Genomic DNA, 19,675 nt, shown 5'->3' with positions numbered 1-19,675 from the left:
CCTCTCGGCTCGTGTTGCATGGGCGTACGGCTGAGCTGGCTCGGATCCACCGGCTGATCGAGGAGGCGGCGACCGGCGTCAGCGGGGCGCTGGTGCTGCGCGGCGAGCCGGGCGTGGGCAAGACCGCCCTCCTGGACGCGGCGGCCGAGCACGCGCGGGAGCTTCCCGTGCTGCGCGGCGCCGGGGTGGAGACCGAGGCGGAGCTGCCGTTCGGCGCGCTGCACTTCGTGCTGCGTCCCCTGCTGGACCGGCTCGACGCCCTGCCTGGACCGCAGGCCGACGCCCTGCGCGGGGCGTTCGGGCTGGCGGCCGGGGGAGCCGACCGGTTCCTCATCGGGGTGGCCACGCTCACCCTGCTCGCCGAGAGCGGGCCGCTGCTCTGCCTGGTCGACGACGCTCAATGGCTGGACCAGGCGTCGGCTGACGCGCTCCTGTTCGCCGCCCGCAGGCTGCACGCCGAGGGCGTGGCGATGCTCTTTTCGGCGCGTGCCGAGTTCACCGCTCCGGGGTTGGAAGAACTGCAGGTCGGCGGGCTCGACCGGGAGTCGGCGAGCGAGCTGCTCGCCCAGCGGGCGCCGGGACTGCCCCAGCACGTGCGCGACCGGGTGGTCGAGGAGTCCGGCGGCAACCCACTCGCGCTGATCGAGCTCCCCGCTGCTCAGCTCGAGGACATGGGGCCGTTGCCGCTGCCGCGCAAGTTGCAGGAAGCCTTCGAGAAGCGCATCGCCGTACTCCCGCCCCAGGCCCGCAGCGCGCTCGTGGTGGCCGCGGCCGAGGAGAGCGGCGAGCTCGGCACGATCCTGGCGGCGGCGAAGGAGCTCGGGCTGTCGCTGGAGGCGCTGCGGGAGGCGGACGGGCTGGTCACCGTCACCGGGTCCACGCTCACCTTCCGCCACTCGCTGACCAGGGCGGCCGCCTACCAGAGCGCCGGGTTCGTGGAACGGCTTGCCGTACACCGTGCGCTGGCTCACGTGGTCGGCGACCAGGACAGGCGCGCCTGGCACCTGGCTGCCGCCGCGACCGGTCCCGACGAGGAGGCGGCGGCGGGGCTGGAGTCGGCGGCCGAGCGGGCCAGGGAACGCACCGGCTACGCTACGGCCGCGACGGCGCTGGAGCGGGCGGCGCGGCTCACCCCCGACGCGACCGGCCGCGCGCGGCGGCTGCTCGCCGCCGCCACGACCGCCGTCGACGCGGGCCAGCCCGACCGCGCCCGCACCCTCGCCGACCAGGCAGCCACCACCGCAGCCGACGCGGGCCGCGAAGAAACCGACGACAGGCTCCCGAGGATCTTCGCCGAGCTGGCACACGTGCGGGCCAGGATCGAGTTCGAGCACGGCACCCCGGGCCTCGTCCCCGAGATCCTCCTCGAAGCCGCGGCCCAGGCGCCGGACATCCGGACCGCCACGGCGATGCTGGCCGACGCCGCCCGCGCCGCCTGGTCGGCGGGCGACACCGAGGGCCTGCGCACCGTCTGCGCCCGCCTCAGAGCCGTGCCCGTCCCGGACGACGACCCCATGCTCCTCACCCTCCAAGGCGCCATCGAGCTGTCCGCCGGCGACCCGGGCACCGGCCTGAGACTGCTGACGCGCAAGGCCGCCGACGTCCCGAGGAGGCGCGAGGGCGACCAGGGCCTGCGGCTGAGCGACACCGCCCAGGCCATGCTCACCGGCGACTTCGCCACCGCCCGCCAGAGCATGGTCAAGCTGGTCGGCGAGGTCCGCGCCAAGGGCATGATCGGCTGGCTGCCCCCGGCCCTCGGCCAGCTCGCCGAGACCGAGCTCCACCTGGGCCTCTTCCGCGACGCGGCCGGCACGGCCGAGGAGGCGCTGCGCATCGCCGAGGACACCGGCCAGCGGCACAGGGCCGCCCACCTCGCGGGCGTCCTCGCCTACCTGGCCGCCGTCGCCGGAGACGAGGCCAGGTGTCGCGACCTGGCGGAGCGCAACCTGCGCCACTTCGCCGCAGCGGGCAACGCCAGCGGCGCGGCCTGGGGCGAGTACGCCCTGGCCATGCTCGACCTGGGCCTCGGGCACTGGGAGGCCGCGCTCGACCGGTTCGAGAAGGCCGCTGACCAGGTGCAGGCGCTGTACTTCGCCCCCGACCAGGTCGAGGCCGCCTTCCGGCTGGGCGCCCCGGACCGGGCGAAGAAGCCCCTGGCCCGCTTCGACAGCTGGGCGGACGCCTCCGGCCAGGCGTGGGCAACCGCGGCGAGCGACCGCTGCCACGCGTTGCCGGGCGACGAGCGGCTCTTCGAGCGTGCCGTACAGAACCAGGACCGGCCCTTCGAGCAGGCCCGCGCCCGCCTCCTCTACGGCGAGTGGCTGCGCAGGGAGCGGCGCATCACCGACGCCCGCGCGCAGCTCAGGGACGCCCTGGAGGCGTTCGAACGGCTGGGCGCCGCCCCCTGGGCCGAGCACGCCCGCGCCGAGCTGCGCGCGGCGGGGGAGACGGCCGCGCGGCCCGTCCCCGACGCGCTGGCCGCGCTCACCCCGCAAGAACTGCAGGTCGTACGGCTGGCCGCCACGGGAGCCACGAACAAGGAGATCGGCGCGCAGCTCTTCCTCAGCCCCAAGACCGTCAGCCACCACCTCTACCGCGCCTTCCCCAAACTCGGCGTGGCGACCAGGACGGAACTGGCCAGGTTTAGTCTTGACCCGGGGGTCCGTTAAGGACTGGGGACGACGACATGGCAAAGCTCCGTTTTCAGGTGCTAGGCCCGTTACGTGTGTGGCGCGGGGGCGAGGAGGTCGAGGTGGGGCCCGCCATGCAGCGGGCCGTCCTGGGCATGCTCCTGCTCTCCGCCGGGAGACCCGTGCCGCGCACGGAGATCATCAACGCGTTGTGGGGCGACGACCCGCCCGCCTCGTGCGTCAACGTCGTCCAGACCTACGTCAAACGCCTGCGCAGCCGCCTCGAACCCGACCCCGCGCAACGCTTCGCCCGCCTGGCCACCACCCCCACCGGCTACCTGTTCAGCGCCCGCCCCGACGAGCTCGACCTGCTGCGCTTCCGCGAGCACGCGGCGCGGGCGACGGGCGGGCCTGAGCGCGTCGTCGACGAGGGGTTGGCGGCGCTGGCCTGCTGGCAGGGCGGCTGCCTCGCCGACTTCGACCGCGACTTACCCGGCGTGCGCGCCGTCGAGGCGGAACGCACCGCGCTGCTGCTGACCTGCTCGGGGGCGGCGCTGGAGTGCGGCAGGAGCGCCCAGGTGCTGCCCGCGCTCCGCACGGCCGCCGCCGGGGAACCGCTGCACGAGGCCCTGCACGCCGAGCTGATGCTCACGCTGGCGAGCGCGGGCACCCAGGCGGAGGCCGTCGCCGTCTACCACGCCATGCGCGCCAGGCTCGACGAGGAGCTCGGCGTCGACCCTGGGCCGCTGCTGCGCGAGGCGTTCACGCGGGTGCTGCGCCAGGATCTGCCCGCCGTACGTGCCAGGGTTCCCGCGCAGCTCCCGCCGGCCGTCGCCCGGTTCGTGGGGCGGGACGAGCTGTGCGAGCTGCTGCTGAAGGAGGAGAGCCGGGTGTCGGCCATCGCCGGACGGGGCGGGGTCGGCAAGAGCGCGCTGGCCGTCCACGTGGCGCACCGGCTGGCCGAGCGCTATCCCGACGGTCAGCTCTACGCGACCCTGCGCGGCGCCGACCCGGCGCAGGTGGCCGCCGGGTTCCTGCGCGCGCTCGGCGTCGAGGGCCCCGCCGTACCCGCGGGTCTGGAGGAGGTGTCCGGGCTGCTGCGCAGCCGCCTGGCCGGGCGCAGGGTCCTCATGGTGCTCGACGACGCCCGCTCCGAGGCCCAGGTGCGGCACCTGCTGCCCGGCAGCCCCACCTGCCGGGTGCTGGTGACCAGCAGGACCGTGCTCGGCGGGCTCGACGGCGCCCGGCTGCTCGACCTCGACATCTTCGAACCGGACCAGGCCGTCGAGCTCCTGGCCACGATCGCCGGGGGCGAGCGGGTGGCGGCGGAGCCCGAGGCGGCCAGGGAGCTCGCCGGGCTCTGCGGGCACCTGCCGCTCGCCGTACGCATCGCCGCGGCCAAGCTCGTGGCCAGGCCCCGCTGGAGCCTGGCCCACCTGGCCGTACGGCTGGCCGACCGCAGGCGGCGCCTGGACGAGCTGGCCATCGGCGACCTGGAGGTCCGCGCCTCCCTCGACCTCAGCTACCGCGACCTGCCCGCCAAGGCGCAGCAGCTGCTGCGCCTGCTGTCCCTGCCCCGCGTCGGCGACTTCCCCGGCTGGATCGCCTCAGCCCTGCTCGACGCCGAGGCGGACGCCCAGGTCGAGGCGCTCGTCGACGCCCGGCTGCTGGACGAGTCCGGGCTCGACGCCACCGGCCACATGCGCTACCGGCTGCACGACCTGGTCCGCCTGTTCGCCGAGGAGCGGGCGGCGGAGGAGCCGCGCCAGGTTCGCGAGGCGGCGCTGGCGCGCGCGTTCGGCGGCTGGCTGGCGCTGGCGGAGACCGCGCAGGAGGTCACGCCGTACCGGTCGATCTGGCCCGCGAGAGGCACGACCCGCAGGTACGGCTGGACCGGTATGGAACGCCTCGTCGCCGACCCCAACGCCTGGTACCTCGCGGAACGCGCCAACCTGGTCGCGGTCGGCAAGCAGGCGTGCGCCGAAGGGCTGGACGAGTTCGCCTGGGAGCTGGCCGCCGAGTCGATGAAGTTCTGGAGCAGGGAGGGCGACTTCGACAGCGGCCGCATGGCCCACCTGGCCGCCCTGGAGCTGTGCAGGCGCACCGGCAACCTGCGCGGGCAGGCCGTCATGCTGCGCGACCTGGCCGAGTCCGCCATGGTCGACGGGCGCTGCCGCCTGGCGCGCGGCTTCGTCGAGGAGTCCGTGCGGCTGTTCCAGCGCCTGGACGAGCCCGCGCCTCTGGTCGAGGCGCTGCAGCAGCAGGCCCAGGTCCACCTGCACGACGGCAGGGGGCAGGAGGCGCTCGCCGCCATGGGCGAGGCGTTGCGCCTCGCCGTCGAGAAGGGCATGCGCGAGGTCGAGGAGACGCTGATGCGCGACCTCAGCCTGGCCCACTACCTGCAGGGGGACCTGGACCGGGCGCTGGCCGACCTGCGCCGGGGGACGCCGCGCGGGGCGCGGGCGGTGAACGTCCAACGCAGGCTGGGCAGGATCCTGCGCGAGCGGGGCGACTACGTGCGGAGCGGGGCGGTGCTGTCCGAGGCGCTGGAGACCGTGCGGGCGCTGGGCGACCGGCTGCGCGAGTCAGCCCTGCTGTACGAGATCGGCGAGCTGTACGCGGACGAGGGGCTGCCCGAGGCGGCCGACATGGGCAGGCGGGCGCTGGCCATCGCCCGCGAGTTCGACCTGTCCTACCTGAAGGCCGCGCCGCTGCGGCTGCTCAGCCGGCTGGCCCGTGAGGCGGGGGACGTGTCCCGCGCGCTGGCGCTGGCGCGGGAGGCGGTGCAGCACGCCCGATCCTGCGGCGCCGCGCACGAGCTGGCCGCCGTGCTGACCGAGGCGGGGCGGGCGCAGGAGGCTTCTGGCGACCGCGCGGCGGCGGTGCTGTCCTGGAAGGAGGCGGTCGAGCTGTACGGCGGGCTCGGCAACGCGCCGCGGATCGCCGGGCTGGAGACGCTCCTGCTACGGTCCCTGGCGGCGGAACGGGTGCTCCCTTCCTGGTCCCGCTGACTCGGGAGCGCTCGCACCACCTCGCAGACGACCTCGAACGGCGTCGCGGAACGACTCTTCACCCTCGACGGCGTCACCGGCGCCCTGTGGACCCCCGTCGGCGCGGTCGGCGACCTGCCGCTGATCCTCGTGGGCCATGGCGGCGGGCTGGACGGCGTGGTGGCTCGCGCCCATCACTACGCGGCGAACGGCTTCGCGGCTGTCGACGCTCCCGGTCATGGGGACCGGCCCGACCTTGGCGCGCTCGTCGCCCGGTTCACCCTGGTGCTGACCGAGCAGGCCGTGCCCGAGTGGCGCTCGGTCCTGGACGGGCTGCTGAAGCTGGACGGGATCGGCGGTGGGGTGGGTTACTGCGGGCTGTCGCTGCTGGCGACCGAGCCGCGCATCACCGCCGGTGTGCTGGGGTTGTTCGGGCTCTTCGGTCTGGCGGAGGTGGCCGGGCGGGTCACCGTACCGGTCGAGTTCGTCCTCCAGTGGGACGACCCCATGGTCCCTCGGGAGAGGGGGGCTGGCCCTGTTCGACGCGCTGGGGTCGGTGGAGAAGACGCTGCACGTGAACCCGGGTGGGCACGGGGCGTGCCCGCCTTCGAGGTGGACAGCTCGGCCCGCGTCTTCACCCGCCACCTGATCGCGTAACCACCACTGACGGCGTAACCACCACTGATCGTGTAACCACCCCGCCCGGCGAGCCGACCGGCTTCGGCATCGACGGCCGATAGGCTCGAACCTCGCACCTTCTCTTTTCGAGGTGCCGCCGGTGACGGGGGTGCAACCCCGTCACCGGCGATTTCTCGTCCCTAGAAGGTCCCAGCGACACGTCGAGCCTGCTCGTCCGCCAGCTTCCCCTCCACCTCGTAGTCGCCGGTCAGCGTCGGGTGGTGCCTGATCTCCTGGATGTCCGTGATGCCCGCCCACCGCAGCCAGTCCGCGAAAAACGTCGAGTGGAAGTCGTTGCCGAACTCACTGCCCAGCCCGGGACCCCACACGGCGCTCGTGTAGATCACCGCCGCCCGCTTCCCCCGCAGCAGCCCGCTGTACCCCGTCTCGGGGTGCACACCGAACACCATCGCAGGCTGACTGACGACGTCGATGAACTGCTTCAGCTTGTACGGCACGCCGGCGTTCCACATAGGCACGCTGAACAGGTAGCGGTCGTAGGAGTCGAACCGCTCGAACGTCCGAACAGCGTCATCCCACTCCTCACTCTCCGGCACACCACCCCCGAAGACAGTCATCTTGGCCTTGGCAGCCGCAGGCCCGAACTCGGGCAACGTCCCATCCCAGAGATCGAAGTGATCGACCGTGTCCCCTGGGTGCGTGGCGCGATATTCCGCCAGGAACGTCTCCGCGATCCCCAGCGAGATCGACTCGTCCCCACGCGGCGACGACGAGATGTGCAGCAAACGACTCATATCCATGCCTCCCCATCAACTTTCCGGACCGCAGTCCGTTTCATGAGGTAAAGATACGGACCACAGTCCGCTTAGTCAACCCCCACCCCCGCCCCAAACCCCCCAGAGCCTCAACCAGCCAGCGATGCCGAAGTCCTGGCGGCGTCGGGGGCTTCGCAGGGGGGCGTGCGCCAGAGGCCCGTCGGCAGTGTGTTGTCGAGTGCCGTCATTGGGTGTGCGCCAGGAGGGCTGCGTGCCGCAACGGCGATACAGCATTGGGCGCGGGGGAGTCCACAACGGCGATACAGCATTGGGCGCGGGGGAGTCCACAACGGCGATATAGCAACGAAGTGCCAGGGAAGCAGCAGTGGCGATGCAGCAAAGAAGTGTGGGAAGCCGCGACGACGATGTCACAACGAGAGGACGTCGCCTCGTCCTCGTGGCATGCGAACCCAACGCTTCGTCGTCGCCGTCCTCGTGCTCGCCGCCGCCTTCATGATCGTCGCAGGAGCCTGGTGCTGGCTCGACCCAGCGGGCTTCGCCAAGATGACCAACTGGCCCGTCCACGAGCACTTCCTGCACGACGCAGGCGTCTTCCAGATCGGCATCGGCCTCATGCTGCTGTTCGCCCTACGGTGGCGTGACGTCATAGCAGTAGTGCTCGCAGGCTTCCTCATCACCAACACCCTCCACGCCCTCAACCACTGGCTCGACCTGGCACACGGCGGCCACGCCTCCGACCCCTGGGCCCTACTGGCCATGTCAGCCCTCGCCGCAGCAGCCCTCACCATACGCCTCCGTATGGTCAAGAGGGCGGCACCCTGAGCCGAGTAACACACCAACAACCCCTCCCCATACGCCCCCGTACGGTTGCCCACACGGCGCTGACAACTCTCGCCGCAAGGCTTTGTGCGGTGAGCCGAACAACACGCCGACGGCCCTCGCTGTACGCCTGCGTATGGTGAGCCGGGCGGGGTGCCGACGGCCCTGCCGTACGGCTCCGCATGGTGTACCGGGCAACGCGCCGGGGCCCTCGCCGTACGGCTTCGCGCGGCGAGTCAGTCGGCGCACGCCGACGACCCTCGCCGTACGGCTCCGTATGGTCAGTCTGGGTCAGCGCTTGTCGGGGAGCCCCTGGCTGTGCGGTTGCGCAGGGTGTCGGCGGGCTGTGCCGTGCGGATACGTATGGTTAGTCGGGGACGGCTCTGATGGTTCTTCTGGGTGGGTGCCAGCCGGTGCCTGGTAGGTAGCGGCGGATGATTCTCGCGGGAGCGCCGGCTATCACGCAGTGGCTCGGGAATTCGCCGCGGACCACGGAACCGGCGGCTACGGCGACGTTTCTGCCCAGGTGGGTGCCGGGCAGGATGATGGCGCCCGTGCCGATCCAGCAGCCGTCGCCGATCGACACCGGCTGGTTCTCCGCCCACTGCCTGCCGATGGGGGTGTACGGGTCGGCGTAGCTGTGGTTCTGGTCGGTGATGTAGACGTTTGGGGAGATGACCACGTCGGCGCCGACGATGATGCACTCGTGGCCGACCAGGTGGCTGCCTCGGCCTATGGTGCAACCGCTGCCGATCGCGATGACCAGCTCGGGGCCCAGGTCGAGTCCGGGGACGAGGCCCGCGCTGACCGTGACGTGGGCGCCGATCAGGGTGTGCGGGCCGATGCAGATCCATGGCTCGCCATAGATGGCGCCCTGCGGGAAGGCGATGCGCGCACCCTCGCCGAAGCGGGCGAAGCGGCGGCTGAGCGGGGTTCCCGGCGTGATGGCGGCGCTGTCCTGGACCCAGTTCCAGCCCCGGTGGAGGGCGCGCGCGGCGGTGGCCTTCGCGGTGGCTCGCAGGATGTCTACGGTGTGCGACATATTCATTACGTTACGTAGTTGTTTTGGGGTGTCACATATCCGTAATGGCAAGTCGATGGTGGCCCCTGATCTGCCCCCGTGGCGTACTTACTGCGATATGTCGGACCATCCTCCCGCTTGACGGGTCTATGGCGTGTAGTCGCCCTTCCCGTCGCTTGTCGCCCGTCGCCCGTCGCCCGTCGCCCGTCGCCTGTCGTCGGACGAAGGGCGCAGGTCGATGATGATGTCTTGCTTGATGGGCGTCGGGTCTGTGTGGGTTGTGGCAGGGGCGGCTTGGACGGCTCAGGCGGTGAAGGTGGTTTGGGCGATCTGGGTGGTGTGGGCGGGCTGAGGAGCCTGGGGTGCTTGTCTGGCATCGCATCGCATCGCGGCGTGGGCGGCGTGGGGCCGTGCGTCGTGGGGCGGGGCGGCGTGGCGTGGCGTTGGGTGGCGTGGGGCGGGGCGGGGCGTGGGGCGGGGCGGGGCGTGGCGTGGGGCGGGGCGTGGGGCGGCGTGTGGGGCGGCGCGGCGTGTGGGGCGGCGTGGTGTGGGGCGGGCCCGCGCGGGGCGTGGGGCGGCAGGGCACGGCAGGGCGCAGGGCGTGGCGGGTGGGGGAAGGGTGGGGCGGCGTGTGGGGCGGCGCGGCGTGTGGGGCGGCGTGGCGTGGGGCGGGCCCGCGCGGGGCGTGGGGCGGCAGGGCACGGCAGGGCGCAGGGCGCGGCGGGTGAGGTGGCGGAAGGGTGGGGCGGGGCGCGGCTGGGTGGGGTGCGGTCGGGTGGGCTCGGGTTGCAGGGCTGGGTTGGGTGGGGGTCTAGGAGGGGGTGGCGGGTAGGGCGGTTAGGAGTCGGAGTTGTGCGCGCTCCAGTCGTTCTCCCTCCACTGCCAGTGCGGGGTCCATCAGGGCTTGGAACAGCAGGCCGTTGAAGAGGGCGACCACCAGGGCGCCCGCGTCCGTGCCTGTCTCGTCTTCGCCCAGGTCCAGCAACCTGGCGACGTTCACTCTGGTGCGGGCGAAGCCGTCGGCCAGCAGTTCTCTGACTCGCTCGTCGTGCTGTGCTCGTGACAGGGCGGCGAGGAAGTTTCGGGCCAGGCCTGTATGTGCGCTGCTGCTACGCCTCACCGCTTCAGCCGCCTGGTGGAATCTTGCGCTTGAAGACGTCAGGGCTGGGGGTTCCGTGGGGGTGGTGGGTTCGAGGGCTGAGGGTTCCGCGGGGGTGGTGGGTTTGAGGGGTGGGGGTTCCGTGGGGGTGGTGGGTTCGGGGGATGGGGGTTCCATGGAGGTGGCGATGTCGGTGAGCCAGCGGTCGAGGCCTGCGATCACCGCTTCGGTCACCAGGTTGTCCTTGGAGCCGAAGTGGTACGTGATCGATGCCAGGTTTGCGCCGGACTCCTCCGCGATCACCCGGGCCGTGACGCGTTCCAGTGGCAAGCGCTCCAGGCAGCGGAGGGTGCCGTCGATCAGCTGCGACCGGTTGCTGCGCTGCGGGCTCATGGGCCTCCTTCTTGAACGATATTGTACAAGCGTTTAGATTGGCGGCATGGTCGTCGCCACGGTCATCGTGTCCGTTCTGCTTGCCGCGCTCATGGCATACGCCGCCGTACGGAAGCTCTCCCACCGGGAGGAGGTGGTGGCGGCCTATGCCAGGGCGGGTGTTCCCGAGGAGCGGCTCAATCTGCTGGCGGTCATCCTGCTCGCCGGTGCCGCCGGGCTGCTTGCCGGGCTCGTGTGGGCGCCCCTGGGAATCGCGGCCGCCATCGGAACGATCGGGTACTTCGCCGTTGCCTGTGCCGCTCACATACGCTCCGGCGACACGAGCCACATGCTCACTCCGGCCGTGCTCCTGGCGCTGGCCGTGGCTGTGCTCGTGCTGCTCGTCGTCTAGAGCGTCAGGGCTGAGCCGTATGGCGGAGCGCATCACGGCAGGCAGGCGCCAGACCGTGCTTTGGCGGTCAGCGCCTTGGCCCCTGGCGATCGGTGCAGTCCGCTCCAAGAAGGGTATGATCGTCAACGTTGATCCACGCGAGGAGGTGAGCCCGTTGACCGAGAACCGTCCCGTCCGGGTGTCCCTTGCCGCTGCGTCTGTCTGACCAGCAGGTTCGGGAGCACCATGTGCTCTTGATCGAAGGAATCATGACAGCTGAAGCTTTCCGCATCGCCGTACCGGAAGAGACCCTCGCCGACCTCAGGACCCGCCTGAAGCGCACCCTCTTCACCACCCCCTCCGACTCCACCTACTGGGCAGCCGGCGTCGACCCCGCCTACCTGCGCGACCTCGTGGCCTACTGGGCCGACGGCTTCGACTGGCGCGCCGCGGAGGCGCGTCTCAACACCTTCCCCCACTACCGTGCCGAGGTGGACGGACGCCAGGTGCACTTCGTCCACCTGCGCAGCGAGAACTCCGGCGCGCTCCCGCTGGTCCTCACCCACGGCTGGCCGAGCAGCTTCGTCGAGATGCTGCGCGTCGCGCCCCTGCTGACCGCCGACTTCGACGTGGTCATCCCGTCCCTGCCCGGTTTCCTGTACTCCGACCTGCCCCGCGAGCCGTACACCAGGCGCCGCGTGGCCGAGATCTGGCATTCCCTCATGACCGAAACCCTCGGCTACCGGCGTTTCGGCGCTTTCGGCGGGGACATCGGCGGCGGCGTGACCCAGTGGCTGGGCGCGCTGTTCCCGGACGTCGTGGCGGGCGTCCAGGTGACCTCGGCGGTGATCACCACCGACTTCACGCAGGAGCCCGCGACGCCGGAGGAGCAGGCCTACCTCGACCGCCTGGCCGCCTACGACGAGCGCGACCAGGGGTACAGCGAGATCATGTGGTCGCGTCCCGACACGATCGCCGCCGCCCTCGCGGACTCGCCGTCGGGGCTGGTGGCGTGGATCATCGACAAGTACCGCGACTGGAGCGACTGCGGCGGCGACGTGGAGCGCCGGTGGGACAAGGACACCATCCTCACCGTCGCCACCCTCTACTGGGCGACCGGCACGATCGGCACATCATTCCGGCAGTACTACGACTACCCGCACAACAAGCCGGTCCCCCCGATCACGGTCCCGTCCGCGGTCACGCTGAGCAACGAGCCCGCATTCAAGGGCCTCCCGCGCAGCCTGACCGAGCGGGTGTGCAAGGACCTGCGTCATTGGAGTACGCCGGAGCGGGGCGGACACTTCATGGCACACGAGGAACCTGAGCAGGTGGCCGCGGAGATCCGCACTTTCTTCGGCCCCCTGGCGTGACCCCCGGCGCCGTCCCCGCATCCGTGGGGACGGCGCGCGTGGGAGCGTGCCAGCCACCCGAGATCCTCGGCGACCGTACGGCGGCGCTGGCGTGCATCGAGCGCTTCGCCGCCCAGGCGTACGGCGTAAACCTGCTCCTCTTCCCGGAGTGCTTCCTCCAGGGCTACCTGGTCGAGGAGCACCATGTGCGCACCCAGGCGCTCGCCCTCACCTCACCCGCCTTCACCGCGATCCGCGAGCGCCTGAGCCACATCGGCCCGACCCTCGTCTTCGGCCTGATCGAGCTCCATGAGGGCCGGTATTTCAACTCGGCCGTGGTCCTCACGAAGGGCGAGCTCGGAGGCGTCTACCGCAAGACCCACCTGACCGCGGGGGAGTCGCTCTTCACCCCGGGAGACGCCTATCCCACCTTCGGGCAGTACGGCATCAACATCTGCTCCGACACCCGCCACCCGGAGGCCGCCGCCGCGATCGCCGCCCAGGGCGCGACGATCCTGCTCGTCCCCAGCCAGAACATGATGAAACGACAGGCAGCCGAACGCTTGAAGGACCTGCACCACCAGGTCAGAGCGGAGCGGGCGCGGGAGACCGGCATGTGGGTGATCTCCGCCGACGTGACCGGCGCACGCGACCCCCACCGCATCGCCTACGGCCCGACCAGCGTGATGAACCCCGACGGGGACGTCGTGGCGCAAGTGCCGACGGGCCGGGAGGGAATGGTTATCGCCGAGGTGGGTCGATGCGGGCGCCGTCCTGGGTGAACAGCATCAACCGGCTCAAGTCCACCGCGATCTTCGCCGGGTCCCCGGCGCGCCACGACGGCCGGACGCCCAGCCGTACGATCAGGTCCGCCCGCCGGTGGAACCCGCTCCCCACGTGCTGCCCCACCTGCTCCTGGTCCTGCGGCTCCTGGTGGTTGCCGAACATGCGCCGCATCACCCGCCGCAGCCCGCCCTCCGTGTGCCCCAGCGCCTCGGCGCGCCCCCGCGGGTCCGGCGGCTCGGGCACGGGTACGGCCGGCACGCCGCACTCGGCGTACGCCAGCCACTCGTGCCCGTGGTACTCCAGCGCCCGCACCCGCCCGTAGAACGACGGCCCCTCGTAGGACTCGGGAGCGGGAGCGAGCCCGTCGGGACGCAGGCCCACGATGATCTGCGTCCCCACGTGCTGCGACACCGCGTAGGCCCTTGGGTCGTTCCACGGCATGATCAGCTGGTGCGGCCCGAAGTCGAGCATCACGTACTGGTTCTGCGGCGTGCGCACGGTCGCCGCCAGCAGGTTGAGCTGCTGCGAGCTCAGGAACGCGGCGGTGAACGCGGTGGCCGGGTCGTTGTAGATCTGCCCCGGCGTCCCGATGTCCTGCAGCACCCCGCGGTTGAGTATCGCGATCCTGTCGGCCAGGGTGAGCGCCTCCACCTGGTCGTGCGTGACGTAGATGGTGGTGACGCCGAGCGAGCGCACCAGCGAGGAGATCTCCATGCGCAGCTCGGTCCGCATGCCCGCGTCGAGGTTGGACAGCGGCTCGTCCATGAGGAAGAGCTTCGGCTGGCGCACTATCGCGCGCCCCATCGCCACCCGCTGGCGCTGGCCGCCGGACAGGGTGGCCGGCCGCCGGTCGAGCTGCTCGTCGATGTGCAGCGCCTTGGACAGTTCCGTCACTCTGGCGCGTACGGTGGCCGGATCCTCCTTGGCGATCTCCAGCGGGAACGCCATGTTGCCGCGCACCGTGCGGTGCGGGTAGAGGGCGCCGTTCTGGAACACCATGGCCACGTCGCGGTCGCGCGGGGCGAGGTGGTTGGCGATCTGGCCGTCCAGCCAGAGGTCACCCTCGGTAATTTCTTCGAGCCCGGCGATCATGCGGAGGAGCGTCGACTTGCCGCAACCGGACGGGCCGAGCAGGACGAGGAACTCACCGTCTTCCGCACGCAGGCTGAGGCGGTCGACGGCCAGGTAGCCGCCCGGATACACCTTGGACACCTTGTCGAGGACGACAGAGCTCATGGGCCCACACCTTGGGAAGTTCGAGCCGGTGGTGGCGTGTGACGTCACCTGTGACCTGGCTGATTGCTGAGGTAGTACATCGCGGGTTAACGCACCATGTCCAGCCTTGACATCAAAAATCTATAACCGTCACGGTTCGGCCACATGTTTCCGTCAAGAGTGGAATGACTTGCGCAATTTTGCTGAAACGTCTTTCATGTGCGGAGGTACCAGAGTTTCGGGGGAGATATGGCAGAGCGTGACTGGTGGCGTGACGCGGTGATCTACCAGGTCTACGTCCGCAGCTTCGCGGACGGCAACGGCGACGGGATCGGCGACCTCATCGGCGCCAGGGAACGCCTGCCGTACCTCAAGGATCTGGGCGTGGACGCGGTCTGGCTGACGCCCTTCTTCGCCTCGCCCATGGCCGACTTCGGCTACGACGTGGCCGACTACCGCGACGTCGACCCGATCTTCGGCCAGCTCTCCGACGCCAAGGCGCTGATCGACGAGGCGCACGGCCTGGGCCTCAGGGTGATCGTGGACGTCGTGCCCAACCACACCTCCGACCAGCACCCGTGGTTCCTCGAGAACAAGAGGGACCGCTACATCTTCCGCGACGAGCCGAACGACTGGGAGTCGATCTTCGGCGGCTCGGCGTGGACGCAGGTCGAGGACGGGCAGTGGTACCTGCACCTGTTCGCCAAGGAGCAGCCCGACCTCAACTGGGAGCACCCGGCGGTCCGCGAGGAGTTCGACGCGATCCTCCGCTTCTGGCTCGACCTGGGCGTGGACGGCTTCCGCATCGACGTCGCGCACGGCATGGTCAAGCCGCGGGACCTGCCCGACATCGGCCACCCCGACCAGGTGCGGATGATCGGCACCGAGGTCGTGCCGTACTTCGACCAGGACGGCGTGCACGACATCCACCGCCACTGGCGCAAGATCCTCGACTCCTACCCGGGCGAGCGCATCGGCGTGGCCGAGGCGTGGGCGCCGACGCCCGAGCGGCTGGCCCGTTATGTCCGCCCCGACGAGCTTCACCAGGCCTTCAACTTCCACTTCCTCAGCGCGCCGTGGGACGCGGCGAAGCTGAAGTCCGTGATCACCGAGTCGCTCGCGACGGCCGAGTCCGTCGGCGCGCCGTCCACCTGGGTGCTGTCGAACCACGACGTCAGGCGGCACGTCACCCGCTACGGCAGCCTCGACAGGGCCAGGGCGGCGACGCTGCTCATGCTGGCGCTGCCCGGCTCCGCCTACCTCTACAACGGCGAGGAGCTCGGCCTGCCCGAGGTGCTCGACCTGCCGGAGGAGGTCAAGCAGGACCCGCAGCGGCTGCGCGACCCCGACAGCGGGCGCGACGGCTGCCGGGTGCCGCTGCCGTGGACCCGCGACCTGGGCTGGCGCGACCCGTGGCTGCCGATTCCCGCCTCATGGGACGGGCTGAGCGTCGAGGCGCAGATCGGCGACGAGACCTCCACCTTGGAGCTCTACCGGCGGGCACTGAAGATCCGCAGGACCTTCGACGGTCCTCTGGAATGGCACGACTCCCCGGAGGGCACGCTCGTCTTCCGGCGCGGCGACCTGGTCTGCACGGTCAACCTCACCGACCGGCCCATCGACTTCGGCGTGGACGGCGAGCTCCTGATCAGCTCCGGCCCGCTGGGAGCCGCTTGGTGGAGCGGAAAGGTTGCGTAAAGTGTCCACCATGACAGGCCATGCCCGACTCGCCGACATCGCCGCCCAGGCCGGCGTCAGCGAAGCCACGGTCAGCCGGGTGCTGAACGGCAAGCCGGGCGTCTCGAACGCCACGAGGGAAGCGGTCATGACCGCGCTCGACCTCATGGGCTACGAGCGGCCGCAACGGCTGCGCCAGCGCAGCAACGGGCTCATCGGCCTGGTGACCCCCGAGCTGGACAACCCGATCTTCCCCGCCTTCGCCCAGGCGATCGAGAAGGCGCTGACGCAGCACGGCTACACCCCGGTGCTGTGTACGCAGATGCCGGGCGGCGCGCCGGAGGACGAGTTCACCGAGCTCCTCGTGGACCGGGGCGTCAGCGGCATCGTGTTCGTGTCGGGGTTGCACGCCGACACCACGGCCAGGATGGACCGTTACACCCGGCTGACGGATCGCGGGCTGCCGATCGTGCTGGTTGACGGGTTCAACGAGCAGATCGACGCGCCCTTCATCTCACCCGACGACCGGCTGTCGTCGCGGCTCGCCGTACAACATCTGGTGGACCTCGGGCACGAGCGGATCGGGCTGGCCGTCGGGCCACGCAGGTTCGTGCCGGTGATCAGGAAGATCGAGGGCTACAAGCAGGCGATGGCGCAGCTTCTCGGCGCCGGGGACGTGGACGAGCTGATCGCGCACTCGCTGTTCTCGGTGGAGGGCGGGCAGGCGGCGGCGACGCAGCTGCTCATGCGCGGCTGCACCGGCATCGTCTGCGCCAGCGACCTCATGGCGCTCGGCGCGATCCGGGCGTGCAGGGAGCGCGGGCTGTCGGTGCCTGGGGAGGTGTCGGTGGTCGGGTTCGACGACTCGCCGCTGATCGCGTTCACCGACCCGCCGCTGACGACCGTGCGCAAGCCGATCGGCGCGATGGCCTCGGCCGCCGTGGCGACGCTGCTCGAGGAGGTCAACGGGGTGTCGTCCAAGCGGGTGGAGCTGATGTTCCAGCCCGAGTTGGTCGTGCGCGGCTCCACCGGTTCAGGGCCGCTGGTCAACCGGTGACCTACGACGTTCTGGTGATCGGCGGGGCGGGCGTCGACACGACCGCTTACGTGCCCGCGCTGCCGCTGCCGTACAAGGACACCTACCACGTGCCGCCGGTGGTCGACCGGATCGGCAACACCGGCGCGGGCGTCGCGCTCGGCTGCGCGGCGCTCGGCCTCAGGACCCGCTTCGCCGACCTGATCGGCGACGACCTGCAGGGGCAGCTCATCGTCGACAGGCTGCGGCATCTGGACTTCGCCTGGGCTCGCGCCGAGGCGGGCACCCGGCGCAGCGTCCTCATGGTCGGTCCCGACGGGCGCCGCACCTCCCTCCACGACCCCAGGGCCACCCCCGGCGAACGGCTGCCGCGCGAGCTCTACCAGGTGCCCGCGCGCCACGCGCACGTGTCGATCATGGACTTCTGCCGCGACGTCCTCCCCGACCTCGACGGCATGACGATCTCCACGGACCTGCACGACTGGGACGGCTCGGCCGACTATCACAAGGACTTCGCTTATGGCGCGGACCTGGTGTTCCTGTCCGCGACCGCTCTTGACGACCCCGCTGCCGTCATGCGGTCGATCCTCTCCGAGGGTCGCGCGCACACCGTCGTGTGCACCCGGGGCGCTGACGGCTGCCTGGTGCTGACGCGCGAGGGTGATCTCCGGACATTTCCCGCCAGCCCCCTGCCCGCCGCCGTGGCCGACAGCAACGGCGCGGGCGACGCTTTCGTCTCCGGCTTCCTGTACGGCACGCTGAACGGCAGGCCGCTGGAGGAATGCGTGTCCTACGGCTCCATAGCCGGGGCGCACGCCTGCACCAGCGCGGGCACCCACGAGGCACCCATCACCGAGGACGTCATGCTCGCGCGGGCAGCAGGCCACCCATCAGCGCGGTGACGAACGCGCACGCCACCCACATGGCCGGATGCGCCTCCCTCGGCGTGAACTCCAGCAGCAACCGCACCACCGCGCACGGCACCGCCACCACGGCGGCCACCTTGGCCTTCGCCGCCCAGGGGAGGGCGAAGAACTCCGGATAGGCGCCCGACAAGGCCCGCGCAGCCGTACCACCTGCGACAACAGTCGGTACGGCCAGCACCAGCGGCGCCGCGATCGCACCGAGCCCGGCCACCGCCACCCAGGCCGCGCTCCCGGCCCACACGGCGACCAGTGCGATCACGAGCACCACCACGAGCCCCGTGACGAGCAGGGCGACCAGCGCGGGCATCCTTTTCAGCGCGACGCGCAACGCCTTCGCGGCGCCGAGCACCCTGCCCTCCCGCGCCGCGCTCGCCACCTCGACGGTCGCCGCCAGCACGACGGCCCAGGCCAGGAGCCACAGCAGCACGGTCAGCGCCGCCGTACGCTCCCAGCCACGCTCCACCAGCACCGGCCACACCAGGACCGTCACCACGCCCAAGGGTGCGAAAACCACCGCACTGGGCACCACCAACCGCATGATCACGCCGCCCATCACACCAGCGGCGGATTACAGATCGCTAAACGTTCACTGGCTGGTGCAGCGGGTGGGGCGCATGACGATGACCACGCGGCGGTCCTTGTCGCCCACCGGGGCCTGGTAGTCGAGGTCGTAGCGCTTGGCCAGCACGTCGAAGAACGCGCCCTCGGGGTCGGGGTCCATCCGCTCCACAACTCCGCGAACCTCCAGATAGCGGTACGGCTGAGCCGGGTCGTTGATGGAGATCGCGACGTTCGGGCGGGATGCGGCGTTCCTGCCCTTCTGGCGGTCCGTGGTGGTGGTGAAGCGCAGGAACTCGCCGTCCCAGATCGTCCAGACGGGGGTGACCTGAGGGGTTCCGTCGGGCATGAGGGTCGTCAGGTGGGCGAAGAGGGGGCGGGTGAGCAGGTCGAGGTGGCTCTCGGGAATCACTGTCATAGTTTGGAACTCTATCAAAGCTTTTATAGTGATAAAGTGCTGTATATGGAGCCAGAGGACCGGCTGGGGCTGGACGTCAAGCGCGCGGAGCAGACCCTGATGGCGGCCAAGCACGCGGCCGTCAAGGGGGCGGGGCTGACCGTGCCGCAGTACGCCGCGCTGATGGTGCTCTCCGCGAACCCCGGTATTTCGGCGGCGGCGCTGGCCCGCGCGTGCCTGGTGACGCCGCAGGCGATGACGGTCGTGCTGAAGAACCTCCTCGACCACGATCTGATCGAACGCACCCCGCACCCGTGGCACCGCCAGATGCTCGAAACCCACCTGACGTCGTCGGGACGGCAGGCCCTGGCACAGGCGGACGCGGCGGCCGTGATCATCGAACGCCGCATCGCCGATGCCTTCACCGCCTCGGAACGAGCGGTGCTGCGTGACCTGCTAGCCCGGTTCACCGCTGCTATTTAGCGCTTTCGTCATGAAGACGCGGCTGGTGCCGGGCGGGTCGCACGGCACCTCTCCCAACCGCTCCCAGCCCTGTTTCAGGTAGAAGCCGGGGGCCTGGAAGCTGATCGTGTAGAGCACGGCAGAGCGGCAGCCCCGGGCGCGCGCCTCTTCTTCCGCCCGACGCAGAACCTCCGCCCCCAGCCCGCCGCCCCGCAGCTCAGGAGGAAGAAAGAAGAGATCGACGAAGAACAGCCCGAGCGAGGTCCGCCCGGTGAGCCCGCCGACCACCTGGTTTGAGTCGGGATCCCGGACAAGGACCGCGAGCGGCCGCTGATCCTCGACCCCGGTGCTGTCGACGTTGAACCGATCGAGCGCATCGGAGATGAGCGCAACGTGGGCCGGATCCGGAGCGTCGGTGATCACAAGGTCAGGCATGGTTTCCTCCAGCACGCAGTAGACCCGCGATGCTAGGCCCCAAACCCTTCGCCCAACACCAAACCATGCCCACCGACCCCCTGCCCCACCGCCT

At 70.8% G+C, this 19,675-nt stretch carries 19 protein-coding genes; 12 read left to right on the top strand and 7 right to left on the bottom strand.

Annotated features, from left to right (window positions below):
- Nucleotides 1-11: 11 nt before the first annotated feature.
- From ACIBG8_RS12980 to ACIBG8_RS12970, 3 genes are all read left to right on the top strand, one after another.
- Nucleotides 12-2,669, top strand: a complete 2,658-nt coding sequence (locus ACIBG8_RS12980; RefSeq protein WP_397342879.1) for an AAA family ATPase — start codon at nucleotides 12-14, stop codon at nucleotides 2,667-2,669.
- 17 nt (nucleotides 2,670-2,686) lie between these two features.
- Nucleotides 2,687-5,641, top strand: coding sequence for a BTAD domain-containing putative transcriptional regulator (locus ACIBG8_RS12975; RefSeq protein WP_397342878.1), 2,955 nt, complete (start codon nucleotides 2,687-2,689; stop codon nucleotides 5,639-5,641).
- A gap of 129 nt (nucleotides 5,642-5,770) precedes the next feature.
- The gene (locus tag ACIBG8_RS12970) at nucleotides 5,771-6,277 is read left to right on the top strand and encodes a hypothetical protein (RefSeq protein ID WP_397342877.1); all 507 of its coding nucleotides are present in this window, start codon (nucleotides 5,771-5,773) and stop codon (nucleotides 6,275-6,277) included.
- 161 nt (nucleotides 6,278-6,438) lie between these two features.
- Here ACIBG8_RS12970 and ACIBG8_RS12965 read toward each other — a convergent pair whose 3' ends face one another.
- Nucleotides 6,439-7,053, bottom strand: a complete 615-nt coding sequence (locus ACIBG8_RS12965; protein WP_397342876.1) for an FMN-dependent NADH-azoreductase — start codon at nucleotides 7,051-7,053, stop codon at nucleotides 6,439-6,441.
- Nucleotides 7,054-7,476: 423 nt separating this feature from the next.
- On the opposite strand from ACIBG8_RS12965, the gene ACIBG8_RS12960 reads away from it, so the two are divergent.
- Nucleotides 7,477-7,857 (top strand): hypothetical protein, encoded by a 381-nt coding sequence (locus ACIBG8_RS12960; RefSeq protein ID WP_397342875.1) that lies wholly within the window; start codon nucleotides 7,477-7,479, stop codon nucleotides 7,855-7,857.
- Nucleotides 7,858-8,221: 364 nt separating this feature from the next.
- On the opposite strand, the gene ACIBG8_RS12955 is transcribed toward ACIBG8_RS12960, so the two are convergent.
- Nucleotides 8,222-8,896 carry an acyltransferase gene (locus ACIBG8_RS12955; protein WP_397342874.1) on the bottom strand — a complete coding sequence of 225 codons (675 nt, stop codon included), beginning with the start codon at nucleotides 8,894-8,896 and terminating at the stop codon, nucleotides 8,222-8,224.
- A 482-nt stretch (nucleotides 8,897-9,378) separates the two neighbouring features.
- On the opposite strand from ACIBG8_RS12955, the gene ACIBG8_RS12950 reads away from it, so the two are divergent.
- A complete protein-coding gene (locus ACIBG8_RS12950) occupies nucleotides 9,379-9,603 on the top strand; it encodes a hypothetical protein (protein WP_397342873.1) in 225 nt (74 codons plus the stop codon).
- A gap of 83 nt (nucleotides 9,604-9,686) precedes the next feature.
- On the opposite strand, the gene ACIBG8_RS12945 is transcribed toward ACIBG8_RS12950, so the two are convergent.
- Complete coding sequence (locus ACIBG8_RS12945) at nucleotides 9,687-10,367, bottom strand: TetR/AcrR family transcriptional regulator (protein WP_397342872.1); 681 nt, start codon at nucleotides 10,365-10,367, stop codon at nucleotides 9,687-9,689.
- A 46-nt stretch (nucleotides 10,368-10,413) separates the two neighbouring features.
- Between ACIBG8_RS12945 and ACIBG8_RS12940 the strand changes: the two genes are divergently transcribed.
- The 3 genes from ACIBG8_RS12940 (at nucleotide 10,414) to ACIBG8_RS12930 (ending at nucleotide 12,871) form a co-directional block, all read left to right on the top strand.
- Entirely contained in the window at nucleotides 10,414-10,758 is a 345-nt protein-coding gene (locus ACIBG8_RS12940) for a DoxX family protein (RefSeq protein WP_397342871.1), read from the top strand.
- A 248-nt stretch (nucleotides 10,759-11,006) separates the two neighbouring features.
- Nucleotides 11,007-12,110 (top strand): epoxide hydrolase family protein, encoded by a 1,104-nt coding sequence (locus ACIBG8_RS12935; RefSeq protein ID WP_397342869.1) that lies wholly within the window; start codon nucleotides 11,007-11,009, stop codon nucleotides 12,108-12,110.
- 38 nt (nucleotides 12,111-12,148) lie between these two features.
- Nucleotides 12,149-12,871: a carbon-nitrogen hydrolase family protein gene (locus ACIBG8_RS12930; protein WP_397342868.1), complete on the top strand. Its 723-nt coding sequence runs from the start codon at nucleotides 12,149-12,151 to the stop codon at nucleotides 12,869-12,871.
- On the opposite strand, the gene ACIBG8_RS12925 is transcribed toward ACIBG8_RS12930, so the two are convergent.
- Nucleotides 12,831-14,111, bottom strand: coding sequence for an ABC transporter ATP-binding protein (locus ACIBG8_RS12925; RefSeq protein WP_397342867.1), 1,281 nt, complete (start codon nucleotides 14,109-14,111; stop codon nucleotides 12,831-12,833). The two genes, ACIBG8_RS12930 and ACIBG8_RS12925, sit on opposite strands and share 41 nt — an antisense overlap.
- A 228-nt stretch (nucleotides 14,112-14,339) precedes the next feature.
- Here ACIBG8_RS12925 and ACIBG8_RS12920 point away from each other — a divergent pair, with 228 nt between their 5' ends.
- Genes ACIBG8_RS12920 through ACIBG8_RS12910 form a run of 3 tightly spaced genes read left to right on the top strand, consistent with a single transcriptional unit; the run spans nucleotide 14,340 to nucleotide 17,705 of the window.
- The gene (locus tag ACIBG8_RS12920) at nucleotides 14,340-15,788 is read left to right on the top strand and encodes a glycoside hydrolase family 13 protein (RefSeq protein WP_397342866.1); all 1,449 of its coding nucleotides are present in this window, start codon (nucleotides 14,340-14,342) and stop codon (nucleotides 15,786-15,788) included.
- 10 nt (nucleotides 15,789-15,798) lie between these two features.
- Nucleotides 15,799-16,824 carry a LacI family DNA-binding transcriptional regulator gene (locus ACIBG8_RS12915; RefSeq protein ID WP_397342865.1) on the top strand — a complete coding sequence of 342 codons (1,026 nt, stop codon included), beginning with the start codon at nucleotides 15,799-15,801 and terminating at the stop codon, nucleotides 16,822-16,824.
- Nucleotides 16,821-17,705 (top strand): carbohydrate kinase family protein, encoded by an 885-nt coding sequence (locus ACIBG8_RS12910; RefSeq protein ID WP_397342864.1) that lies wholly within the window; start codon nucleotides 16,821-16,823, stop codon nucleotides 17,703-17,705. Before ACIBG8_RS12915 ends, ACIBG8_RS12910 begins: the two co-directional genes overlap by 4 nt.
- Here the strand turns inward: ACIBG8_RS12910 and ACIBG8_RS12905 are convergent.
- Both ACIBG8_RS12905 and ACIBG8_RS12900 read right to left on the bottom strand, forming a co-directional pair.
- Nucleotides 17,665-18,219 (bottom strand): hypothetical protein, encoded by a 555-nt coding sequence (locus tag ACIBG8_RS12905; RefSeq protein WP_397342863.1) that lies wholly within the window; start codon nucleotides 18,217-18,219, stop codon nucleotides 17,665-17,667. The genes ACIBG8_RS12910 and ACIBG8_RS12905 overlap by 41 nt on opposite strands.
- 96 nt (nucleotides 18,220-18,315) lie before the next feature.
- Entirely contained in the window at nucleotides 18,316-18,705 is a 390-nt protein-coding gene (locus tag ACIBG8_RS12900) for a PPOX class F420-dependent oxidoreductase (protein ID WP_397342862.1), read from the bottom strand.
- A 45-nt stretch (nucleotides 18,706-18,750) separates the two neighbouring features.
- Here ACIBG8_RS12900 and ACIBG8_RS12895 point away from each other — a divergent pair, with 45 nt between their 5' ends.
- Nucleotides 18,751-19,167, top strand: coding sequence for a MarR family winged helix-turn-helix transcriptional regulator (locus tag ACIBG8_RS12895; protein WP_397342861.1), 417 nt, complete (start codon nucleotides 18,751-18,753; stop codon nucleotides 19,165-19,167).
- On the opposite strand, the gene ACIBG8_RS12890 is transcribed toward ACIBG8_RS12895, so the two are convergent.
- A complete protein-coding gene (locus ACIBG8_RS12890) occupies nucleotides 19,141-19,581 on the bottom strand; it encodes a GNAT family N-acetyltransferase (protein WP_397342860.1) in 441 nt (146 codons plus the stop codon). The two genes, ACIBG8_RS12895 and ACIBG8_RS12890, sit on opposite strands and share 27 nt — an antisense overlap.
- Nucleotides 19,582-19,675: the final 94 nt, after the last annotated feature.

It is taken from the genome of Nonomuraea sp. NPDC050556, assembly GCF_044457355.1.
Lineage (GTDB): Bacteria > Actinomycetota > Actinomycetes > Streptosporangiales > Streptosporangiaceae > Nonomuraea.
The sequence above is the reverse complement of the archived record's forward strand: the minus strand, read 5'-3'. Positions and strand labels throughout refer to the sequence as shown.

Excerpts from the sequence above, each read along its gene's own strand:
- ACIBG8_RS12975 (WP_397342878.1), top strand. The coding sequence starts at position 2,687 with ATGGCAAAGCTCCGTTTTCAGGTGCTAGGCCCGTTACGTGTGTGGCGC.
- ACIBG8_RS12965 (WP_397342876.1), bottom strand. The coding sequence starts at position 7,053 with ATGAGTCGTTTGCTGCACATCTCGTCGTCGCCGCGTGGGGACGAGTCG.
- ACIBG8_RS12960 (WP_397342875.1), top strand. The coding sequence starts at position 7,477 with ATGCGAACCCAACGCTTCGTCGTCGCCGTCCTCGTGCTCGCCGCCGCC.
- ACIBG8_RS12955 (WP_397342874.1), bottom strand. The coding sequence starts at position 8,896 with ATGTCGCACACCGTAGACATCCTGCGAGCCACCGCGAAGGCCACCGCC.
- ACIBG8_RS12945 (WP_397342872.1), bottom strand. The coding sequence starts at position 10,367 with ATGAGCCCGCAGCGCAGCAACCGGTCGCAGCTGATCGACGGCACCCTC.
- ACIBG8_RS12940 (WP_397342871.1), top strand. The coding sequence starts at position 10,414 with ATGGTCGTCGCCACGGTCATCGTGTCCGTTCTGCTTGCCGCGCTCATG.
- ACIBG8_RS12935 (WP_397342869.1), top strand. The coding sequence starts at position 11,007 with ATGACAGCTGAAGCTTTCCGCATCGCCGTACCGGAAGAGACCCTCGCC.
- ACIBG8_RS12925 (WP_397342867.1), bottom strand. The coding sequence starts at position 14,111 with ATGAGCTCTGTCGTCCTCGACAAGGTGTCCAAGGTGTATCCGGGCGGC.
- ACIBG8_RS12920 (WP_397342866.1), top strand. The coding sequence starts at position 14,340 with ATGGCAGAGCGTGACTGGTGGCGTGACGCGGTGATCTACCAGGTCTAC.
- ACIBG8_RS12915 (WP_397342865.1), top strand. The coding sequence starts at position 15,799 with ATGACAGGCCATGCCCGACTCGCCGACATCGCCGCCCAGGCCGGCGTC.
- ACIBG8_RS12900 (WP_397342862.1), bottom strand. The coding sequence starts at position 18,705 with ATGACAGTGATTCCCGAGAGCCACCTCGACCTGCTCACCCGCCCCCTC.
- ACIBG8_RS12895 (WP_397342861.1), top strand. The coding sequence starts at position 18,751 with ATGGAGCCAGAGGACCGGCTGGGGCTGGACGTCAAGCGCGCGGAGCAG.
- ACIBG8_RS12890 (WP_397342860.1), bottom strand. The coding sequence starts at position 19,581 with ATGCCTGACCTTGTGATCACCGACGCTCCGGATCCGGCCCACGTTGCG.